The sequence below is a fragment of the Craterilacuibacter sp. genome, from assembly GCF_051659485.1.
In the GTDB taxonomy this organism is placed as follows: Bacteria; Pseudomonadota; Gammaproteobacteria; order Burkholderiales; family Chromobacteriaceae; genus Craterilacuibacter.
Genome location: NZ_JBOFOO010000268.1, coordinates 1 through 8679, shown reverse-complemented (window position 1 = coordinate 8679; position 8679 = coordinate 1). Strand labels below are relative to the sequence as shown.

At 60.2% G+C, this 8679-nt stretch carries 9 protein-coding genes; 7 read left to right on the top strand and 2 right to left on the bottom strand.

Going from position 1 to position 8679, the window contains the following annotated elements:
- The coding region (locus tag ACRC1E_RS09275) for a phosphatase PAP2 family protein (RefSeq protein WP_438514814.1) at positions 1 to 555 on the top strand (555 nt) is incomplete at its 5' end.
- Positions 552 to 941 (top strand): diacylglycerol kinase, encoded by a 390-nt coding sequence (locus tag ACRC1E_RS09270; RefSeq protein ID WP_438514813.1) that lies wholly within the window; start codon positions 552 to 554, stop codon positions 939 to 941. The genes ACRC1E_RS09275 and ACRC1E_RS09270, both read left to right, overlap by 4 nt.
- A 91-nt stretch (positions 942 to 1032) precedes the next feature.
- Here the strand turns inward: ACRC1E_RS09270 and ACRC1E_RS09265 are convergent, their stop codons facing one another.
- Both ACRC1E_RS09265 and htpX read right to left on the bottom strand, forming a co-directional pair.
- Positions 1033 to 2019 carry a TerC family protein gene (locus ACRC1E_RS09265; protein WP_438514812.1) on the bottom strand — a complete coding sequence of 329 codons (987 nt, stop codon included), beginning with the start codon at positions 2017 to 2019 and terminating at the stop codon, positions 1033 to 1035.
- A 30-nt stretch (positions 2020 to 2049) separates the two neighbouring features.
- Positions 2050 to 2928, bottom strand: a complete 879-nt coding sequence (gene htpX / locus ACRC1E_RS09260; protein ID WP_438514811.1) for a protease HtpX — start codon at positions 2926 to 2928, stop codon at positions 2050 to 2052.
- 130 nt (positions 2929 to 3058) lie between these two features.
- On the opposite strand from htpX, the gene ACRC1E_RS09255 reads away from it, so the two are divergent.
- From ACRC1E_RS09255 to ACRC1E_RS09235, 5 genes are all read left to right on the top strand, one after another.
- The gene (locus ACRC1E_RS09255; RefSeq protein WP_438514810.1) at positions 3059 to 3952 is read left to right on the top strand and encodes a LysR family transcriptional regulator; all 894 of its coding nucleotides are present in this window, start codon (positions 3059 to 3061) and stop codon (positions 3950 to 3952) included.
- A 9-nt stretch (positions 3953 to 3961) separates the two neighbouring features.
- The gene (locus tag ACRC1E_RS09250) at positions 3962 to 4726 is read left to right on the top strand and encodes a pseudouridine synthase (protein ID WP_438514809.1); all 765 of its coding nucleotides are present in this window, start codon (positions 3962 to 3964) and stop codon (positions 4724 to 4726) included.
- Positions 4727 to 4744: 18 nt separating this feature from the next.
- Positions 4745 to 5593, top strand: coding sequence for a 23S rRNA (adenine(2030)-N(6))-methyltransferase RlmJ (locus tag ACRC1E_RS09245; protein ID WP_438514808.1), 849 nt, complete (start codon positions 4745 to 4747; stop codon positions 5591 to 5593).
- 491 nt (positions 5594 to 6084) lie between these two features.
- Complete coding sequence (locus ACRC1E_RS09240; protein WP_438514807.1) at positions 6085 to 7887, top strand: sulfatase-like hydrolase/transferase; 1803 nt, start codon at positions 6085 to 6087, stop codon at positions 7885 to 7887.
- 65 nt (positions 7888 to 7952) lie between these two features.
- Positions 7953 to 8679, top strand: a 727-nt coding sequence (locus ACRC1E_RS09235) for a hypothetical protein (RefSeq protein WP_438514806.1), incomplete at its 3' end; no start/stop codon positions are given.

Here is an 8679-nt window from a genome sequence, read left to right as displayed (position 1 = left end):
TGGCTGATCGGGCTGGCCCTATTGCTATTGCTTTGCATCCTGATGCTGGCCGGCCGCGGCGGCGATGCAGCCATACTCGCGGCGCTGGCATCACTACGCAGCCCCGCGCTCGATATTTTCTGGCGCAGCATCACCCACCTGGGCTCGCTGTGGATTCTGTTACCGGCATGCACATTGCTGTGGGCACTACCGGCCACGCGCGCAGGCGGCCTGCTGGCACTGGCCAGCCTGATCGGCGCCAGCTTGCTGTGCAATGTCTTGAAACTACTGGTCGATCGCCCGCGCCCAACCGGCGCGATACTGGACACTTTGCCGATGGGTGCTTCATTTCCCAGCGCCCATGCCGCGCAAGCATTTGCCGTAGCGCTGGCGCTGTGCTGGCACAGCCGTCATCATGCAGCCGCGCCGTGGCTGCTTGCCTCCTTACTTGCCTGTGCCTTGCTGGTCGGGCTGTCGCGTCTTTATTTGCAGGTGCACTACCCAAGCGATGTACTGGCCGGCATGTTGCTGGCCCTGCTTTGGAGTGCAGGCCTGATTCACTGGATGGAAAAATGAGAAACAAATTTCTGGGCACCGGCACCCCCGGCTACAGCCCGCTACGCAAAGTACGCACCGTCATCGAAGGCCTGGCGTATGCCGTGCGCTACGACTTTAGCGTTGCCTACAAGCTGGTGCTGTCCGCCATCGTGCTCTTGCTGTCCATCCTGTTGCGCGACTGGATGGATAGCGTGTTCGTGATCGCAGCGACTGCCTTCGTGCTCAGCGCCGAGCTATTCAATAGCGCCATCGAGGCACTATGCGACTTCATCGAAACCCGGCATGACGAAAAAATCAAGGCGATCAAGGATATCGCCGCCGCCGCAGTTGGCGTCGCGATCTTTACCTGGTTTGTCGTACTGGGGGTCGAGTGCTGGGAAATGTGGCGCGCGTGGCGCGGCTGAATACCCTGACGCAAGCGGATATAACAAAAAACGGGGCACCCCGCTGCAAGGGGCACCCCGATAAAAGCGCCGTCACCGGCGCGGGAGGGAATTAAACGACAGGCGGATCGTTGCGCGTCTTCCACAGCGAGAACAGCACGCCACTGCTCAGCAATATCAGCGTCACTGCCAGCGACAGCGGGGTCGGAATCTTCATCGCGATCAGGCCAATCTGGTTGAAATACACCAGCGCCACTTTCACCCCGATAAACACCAGTACCAGCGACAACGCATACTTCAGGTAATGGAAGCGGTGCACCATGGCCGACAGCGCAAAGTACAGCGCTCGCAAACCCAGAATCGCGAAAATATTCGAGGTGTAGACAATGAACGGGTCTTGCGTAATGGCGAAGATGGCCGGAATGCTGTCGACGGCAAAAATCAGGTCGGCACTTTCCACCAGAATCAGCGTCAGCAACAGCGGCGTCCCCCACCAGCCACGACTGAGGCCATGCGCTTCACCACGCACCCAGAACTTCTCGCCGTGCAAGGTCGGGGTAAAGCGCATATGGCGGCGCAGCCACTGGTACAGCTTGTTGTCGTCGATGGAAGGATGCGCATCGTCCGACACCAGCATCTTGATACCGGTAAAAATCAGGAACACGCCAAACACCACCAGCACCCACTGGTACTCAGCCACCAGCACCGCACCCAGGCCTATCATGATGGCGCGCAAGATCAGCACACCCAGAATGCCCCAGAACAGCACGCGGTGCTGATAGATGCGCGGCACGGCCAGGCTGGTAAAGATCAGCGAAATCACGAACACGTTGTCCATCGACAGCGATTTTTCCACCAGATAGCCGGTGATATACGCCATGCCGGCATCGCTGCCCTTGTACCACCAGATCCACGCGCCAAAGGCCAGACCCATGGCGATATAAAATGCCGACAGCTTCAGGCTTTCGGCCACGCCGATTTCCTGCTGGTCCTTGTGCAAAACACCCAAGTCAAATGCCAGTAGCGCAGCCACCACCGCCATAAACATCAGCCACACCCACAAGGGGTAGCCTACAAACAATATCGACAACCATTCCACAGTAATTTCCTTTGTTGCGGATTTTATTATTTAACGTGCGCCCAGTGCTGCCAGACGCGCTTCAATACTCGGGTGGGAAGCAAACAGCGCCATCAGGCCGCCACCATTACCGGCGATACCGGATGCTGCCATATTCTGCGGCAAGGCACCGGCTTCCACCCCGCCCAGACGGCGCAAGGCAGCAGCCATCGGCGCAGGGCTACCCATCAGGCGGGCAGCGCCGGCATCGGCACGGAATTCGCGCTGGCGCGAGAACCAGGCCACGATCATCGAGGCCAGTACGCCAAACACGATCTCGCACACAATCACGGTCACGAAGTAGCCGATGCCGGTGCCGGACGACTCTTCATCGTTCTTGCGCAGGAAGCTGTCGACCAGATAACCGACCACACGGGCAAGGAAGAACACAAAAGTGTTGACCACGCCTTGCACCAGCGTCAGCGTCACCATGTCGCCATTGGCAATGTGGGCGATCTCGTGCGCCAGCACCGCTTCGACTTCCTCGTGCGTCATGCTGGACAAGAGGCCGGTAGACACCGCCACCAGCGAGCTGTTTTTGGTCGCGCCGGTGGCGAAGGCATTCGGTGCGCCTTCGTAAATGGCCACTTCCGGCATCGCGATACCGGCACGATCGGCCAGCGATGCAATCTTGCCCACCAGCCAGCGCTCGGTTTCATTGGCAGGCTGGGTAATCACCTGCGCGCGGGTCGACCATTTGGCGATGGTCTTGGACATGGCCAGCGAGATAAACGCACCGCCAAAGCCCATCAGCGCCGAAAAGCCCAGCAAGGTGGTCAGGTTCAGTCCGTTGCCGGTCATAAAGCGGTTCAGGCCCAGCAACTGCGCGGCCACGCTCAACACCAGCATCACGGCAATATTGGTTGCCAGCAGCAGGAATACGCGTTTCATATTTGTCTCCTTGTTTCAGTCAAAGCACAACGGTGCGCCTGGACACCGAGATTACCCTTGCATAGTAGCGCACATCTTTTAATGATAAAATCGAATAATTAATGAAGAATCATCCGGTTTTTTCGAAGCAATGAAGCCAGAACTCAATTACAAGCACTTGCGCTACTTCTGGGCGGTGGCGCGCGAAGGCAGTGTCACCCGCGCGGCCGAACGTCTGGGCATGAGCGTACAAACCGTCAGCGGCCAGATTTCACGGCTGGAACAAACCTTCGGTCAGGCCCTGTTCAGCCAGCAAGGCCGTAGCCTGGTACTGACCGAAGCCGGCCGCGCCGCCCTGTCCTACGCCGAGCGTATCTTTTTGCTGGGCGAAGAACTGGCCGACACCCTGCGCGATGATGCGCTGGACAAGACCTTGCGCCTGACCGCCGGCATTTCCGACGTGGTGCCCAAGACCGTCAGCTACCATCTACTGGAACCGGCCCTGCAGATGGAAAGCAAAGTGCGGCTGGTATGCCGCGAAGCCGGCTTTGACGAACTGCTGAACGAGCTGACCCTGCACCGGCTGGATGTGGTGCTGGCCGACCGCCCGGCCACCAGCACCCAGTCGCAGTTCGAGTCGCATTTGCTGTCGCGCTGCCCGGTCAACATCTATGGCACGCCTGCCCTGAGCGCACGTTACCAAAGCGGCTTCCCGCACAGCCTCGCCGGCGCACCCATGCTGCTACCGACCCGCGACAACATCCTGCGCGGCCAAGTGGAAAACTGGCTGGAAACGCTGAATATCCGCGTGCGGGTGGTAGGCGAATTTGAAGACGGTGCGCTACTCAAGACTTTTGGCGGCGAAGGCTTCGGCCTGTTTCCGGCACCGTCTTTTGCCAGCGCCGACATCACCGGCCATTTTGCCGTTGCAACTCTGGGGGTCGTCGAGGGGGTATTCGAACACTACTGGGCCATCGCCAACCGCAAGAAACTGCAACACCGCGCGGTGGAGGCCATTTGCGCGGCCCGCCACCACGCCGACTGAAAGAGCAGCATGCTGAATATCCTCTACCGCGACGAGCGCATCATCGTCATCGACAAACCCTCCGGCCTGATCGTGCACCGCTCGGTGCTGGACTGGCACGAGACGCGCTTTGCCCTGCAACTATTGCGCGACCAGATCGGCCAGCATGTATGGGCCGTGCACCGGCTAGACAAGGGCACCTCCGGCGTCCTGGTGTTCGCGCTGGACAAGGACGCGGCCCGCCATCTGTCGCAAGCCTTCGAAGCGCAGCAGATGGAAAAGTGCTACCACGCCGTGGTGCGGGGCTGGCCACAGCCTGCCGGCCATATCGACCATGCGCTGTCGCGCCGCTACGACGATGCCGAAAAACGCCATGATCCGTCCAAGGGCGAGCCGCAGGCGGCACAAACCGATTACCTGCGGCTGGCGACGATAGAGCTGCCGGTGATGATAGAGCGCTATCCGGTCAGCCGTTACGCGCTGATGCAGCTCACGCCGCACAGCGGCCGCCGTCACCAGTTGCGCCGGCACATGAAGCATATCGCCCATCCCATCATCGGCGACTCGACCTTCGGCAAGGGCGTGCACAACCGCTACTTTGCCGAGCATCTAGGCGCCGCGCGCATGCTGCTGCATTGCAGCGCACTGACACTACCCCATCCCGATGATGGCCGCCTGCTAACGCTGCAGGCCCCGTTTAGCGGCGAATTTGCCCATCTCGTCAAACGTATGGGCTGGCAAGACAGTCTGGGCACAGGCAGCATCCAGCCTGCTGCGCTACAATCCGAACCCTGAAAATACAAGACACCCGCCATGCTCAGTTACCGCCACGGTTTTCATGCCGGCAATCACGCCGACGTACTCAAACACCTGATAGAAGTTGCCCTGATCGATTATCTGGGACAAAAAGGCACGCCCTTCTGGTATATCGATACCCATGCCGGCGCCGGCGTGTATTCGCTGACCGAAGGCTTTGCCGCCAAGAATGCCGAATACCAGAGCGGTATCGCCCGCCTGTGGGAACGCAGCGACCTGCCTGCCGCCTTGGCACGCTATGTGGATCTGGTGCGCGAACTCAATCCCGACGGCCAGTTGGCGCTTTATCCGGGCTCGCCGTGGTTTGCCGCCGAAGCCATGAGCCGCAGCGACAAGCTGCGCCTGTTCGAACTGCATCCGACCGACGCGCCGATACTGGCGGAAAACTTTGCCGAACAGGGGCGACGGGTACAAGTAAAGCAAGGCGACGGCTTCGAGGGCATCAAGGCCATCCTGCCGCCACCGCCACGGCGCGCGCTGATGCTGATCGACCCGCCTTATGAGGACAAGCGCGACTACCAGCATGTGGTGGGTGCCCTCAAGGAAGCCCTGAAGCGTTTTTCGACCGGCGTATACGCGGTGTGGTATCCCTGCTTGTCGCGGCGCGAAATCGGCGACATGCTGGACGCGCTGAAAAAACTGCCGGCCAAAAATTGGCTGCATGTGCGACTGGATGTACAGAGCCCGTCGGCCGACGGCTTCGGCATGCACGGCAGCGGCATGTTCATCCTCAATGCGCCATGGACACTGCCGGCCATGCTCAAAGACGTGATGCCCTATCTGGTGGCGACACTGGGGCAGGACAAGGGCGCACGCTATACGCTGGAGCAAGGCGGCGACTTATAAGGCCATGTCCCCGTTGCAGGCTGGCAACTGCCCGACTCTGGGTTCATGTGATGGCCAGCCAGAATTCAACAGCCCAGCAGGCTACGCTTGCTGGGCTGTTTTCTATACGAACGGGCAAAGAGTCAGTGGGGATAAGCCCCTTGCAAATCCAAACCCCTCCGAAGTCCCGCGAAACCTGATGTGGAGTGACGGCTGGCATATGTGCTGCTTACAGCACCAGGCATAAGTAGCAACACGCCATTGGGACATAGCCTTTTTATTGCAGTGGCGAAAATGCCGCACCCTTGCGCCAGTCATCGTCGAAATATGCGCAAAAATTTTTACAGGTTAAATAATGTAATTACCGTGTGGCAAACAACTAATCAGATGGCTCGAATTGCTTGCTCTTAAAGTGGGCAGGCTGCAGCGTCATTCAGTTCTACGCTGAGGATGCGCCGATGCCGGCTTGGATGACGCAGTAAAATCAGTGCTCGATCAAGGAGTCAAGAGTCATGGCAAACGATGAACAACCTGTCCCGGACGAAGCGCGTCGGGACCTCCTGAAGACCGCGGGTGCAGGCGCACTGACGACGGCTTTGGGCGGCAATTTGCTTGGAAACCCTGCGCTCGCAGCGACGCCTGCAGCCGGCCCCAAACAGCGCAAGGCGACGGGCGGGCTCTACAACATCGTATTCATCCTGACCGACCAGGAGCGCTATTTCCGCCCGGATGAATTCCCCCGCGGCTACCGCCTGCCGGCTCACGAGCGGCTGTCAAAGCAGGGCATCGTGTTCGAGAACCACCGCATCAACTCCTGCGTGTGCACGTCCTCGCGCTCGGTGATCTATACCGGCCGCCACATCCAGCAGACCAGGATGTTCGACAACACGAACTTCCCCTGGATCGACAGCATGTCGACCGAGATTGACACGCTCGGGGATCTCCTGCGTAAGGCCGGCTACTACACCGCCTACAAGGGCAAGTGGCACCTCACCCGGGAGTTCGAGACCGCCAACAAGCTCGAGGCACCCGAGAAAATATTTACCAAGGAGATGGAGGCCTACGGTTTTTCCGACTACCTAGGCGTCGGCGACATCATCGCGCACACTCAGGGCGGCTACCTGCACGACGGCATGATCGCTGCCGCCGCCGCGAGCTGGCTGCGCGGCAAGGCGGCCGATCTCGCGAAGGAGAACAAACCGTGGTTTCTCGCCGTGAACCTGATCAACCCGCACGACGTGATGTTCTACAACACCGACCGACCGGGCGAGTCCTTCCAGGACAAGAACAATCTCACCCACATCGCGGGCGATCCGGCACATGAGATGTACGCGAAGCAGTGGGACGTCAAACTGCCGGTCAGTTTTTCGCAGGCGGTCGACGCGCCCGGACGCCCCGCCGCACACACCGATCACACCCTTGGAAACGATGCGATGACCGGACCGATCCCGGTGAACGAGACATGGCGCTGGCGCAAGCGGCAGAACTTCTATCTCAATGCGCTGCGCGACATGGACCGCCACATCATGACGGTGCTCGACGAGCTCGAGGATCGCGGCCTCGCCGCCAACACCATCGTCATCCTGACCTCGGACCACGGCGAACTCGGCGGCGCGCACCAGATGACTGGCAAGGGTGCCACGACCTACCGAGAGCAAAACAACGTGCCACTAATCGTGGCCCACCCGGCCTTTGCCGGCGGCAAACGCTGCAAGGCCGTGACGACGCATCTGGACCTCGCGCCGACCCTGGTCGCGCTCACCAATGCGAGCCCCGAGCAGAAGGCGGCAATCACCAAGGATCTTCCGGGTAAGGACTTCTCCCCGGTGCTCGCCGCCCCTGAGCAAGCCGGCCATGACGCAGTGCGCGACGGCCAACTGTACTGCTTCAACATGTTCGCCTCGCTGGACGGCAATTTCCTGCTGAAGGCGCGCGACTTATTGAAGGCGGGCGGGCCGGCGAAACTCAAGGAAGCCGGCCTGCGCCCGGACATGATGAAACGCGGCGCCATCCGCGGCGTGTTCGACGGCCGCTACCAGTTCACGCGCTATTTTTCCCCCAAGCAGCACAACCGCCCCACTTCGATCGAGGCGCTTTTCAAACTGAACGATGTCGAACTGTTCGACCTGCAGAACGACCCGCACGAACTCGTCAACCTCGCGCTGGACCCGAAGAAGAACGCCAATCTCCTCATGACCATGAATGCCAAGCTGAACAAGCTAATCGACGCGGAAGTCGGCGAGGACGTCGGACAGATGCTGCCAGGCAGCGTGGATGGCGGCTGGGTGGCGACACCTGCCGTGAACGACCTGTGATTTTTGGAATGGAGTATCCAGCGCGCTTCCCCAGTTTGAAGCGGCTTTAAGGAAAGATCGAGATCATGAAAAATCTGTTCAGACTGACCGCCCTGCTGTCCGCGCTCGGCGCCGCCTTGCCTGTGCATGCCACGCCCACCGCCACTCCTGAGACCTGGGGCGGAGATCTGATGTCACGTCCCAGGCTCACCGGCGACTGGGGCGGGGTCAGGGACGACATGACCAAGAAGGGCGTGACGCTCGACCTCGACCTCTACTGGATGCCGCAGACGATCACCAGCGGGGGGAAGGACGAAACCACCGAGTCCTGGGGCAACGCCATCGCCACGTTCAAGGTGGATACCGGTAAAGCGGGCCTGTGGCCAGGCGGCTTCTTCAAGGTCCAGACCGTCACCAGTTTCGGGAACAATCTGATCCAAGATACCGGAACGATTGCGCCAGCCAACATTTCCTGGCTCCTGCCCTCGGTTGAGCCGGATACCGGCTTGCAGGAATTCACCTACACACAGTTTTTCAGCGAGCATTTCGGCGTGCTCCTGGGCAAGATCAACTCCATCGCGCCGACCAACGTGCTGCATGGCGACTACAGCACCGGCTTCCTGAATACCTCGCTCAACCTGCCCCTTGCGCTTGACTTGGTGCCGCTCTCGGCCTATGGCGCGGGCGCCCTCTACCTGCCGTCGCATGATGTCACCCTGGCCGCCATGGTGATGGACCCGAATGGCACCATCATGAATGATGATCTGGGCGATGCCTTCGATGGCGGCGTGATGGCGCTCGTCAGCGCCGACC

Excerpts from the sequence above, each read along its gene's own strand:
- ACRC1E_RS09270 (WP_438514813.1), top strand. The coding sequence starts at position 552 with ATGAGAAACAAATTTCTGGGCACCGGCACCCCCGGCTACAGCCCGCTA.
- htpX (WP_438514811.1), bottom strand. The coding sequence starts at position 2,928 with ATGAAACGCGTATTCCTGCTGCTGGCAACCAATATTGCCGTGATGCTG.
- ACRC1E_RS09255 (WP_438514810.1), top strand. The coding sequence starts at position 3,059 with ATGAAGCCAGAACTCAATTACAAGCACTTGCGCTACTTCTGGGCGGTG.
- ACRC1E_RS09250 (WP_438514809.1), top strand. The coding sequence starts at position 3,962 with ATGCTGAATATCCTCTACCGCGACGAGCGCATCATCGTCATCGACAAA.
- ACRC1E_RS09245 (WP_438514808.1), top strand. The coding sequence starts at position 4,745 with ATGCTCAGTTACCGCCACGGTTTTCATGCCGGCAATCACGCCGACGTA.
- ACRC1E_RS09240 (WP_438514807.1), top strand. The coding sequence starts at position 6,085 with ATGGCAAACGATGAACAACCTGTCCCGGACGAAGCGCGTCGGGACCTC.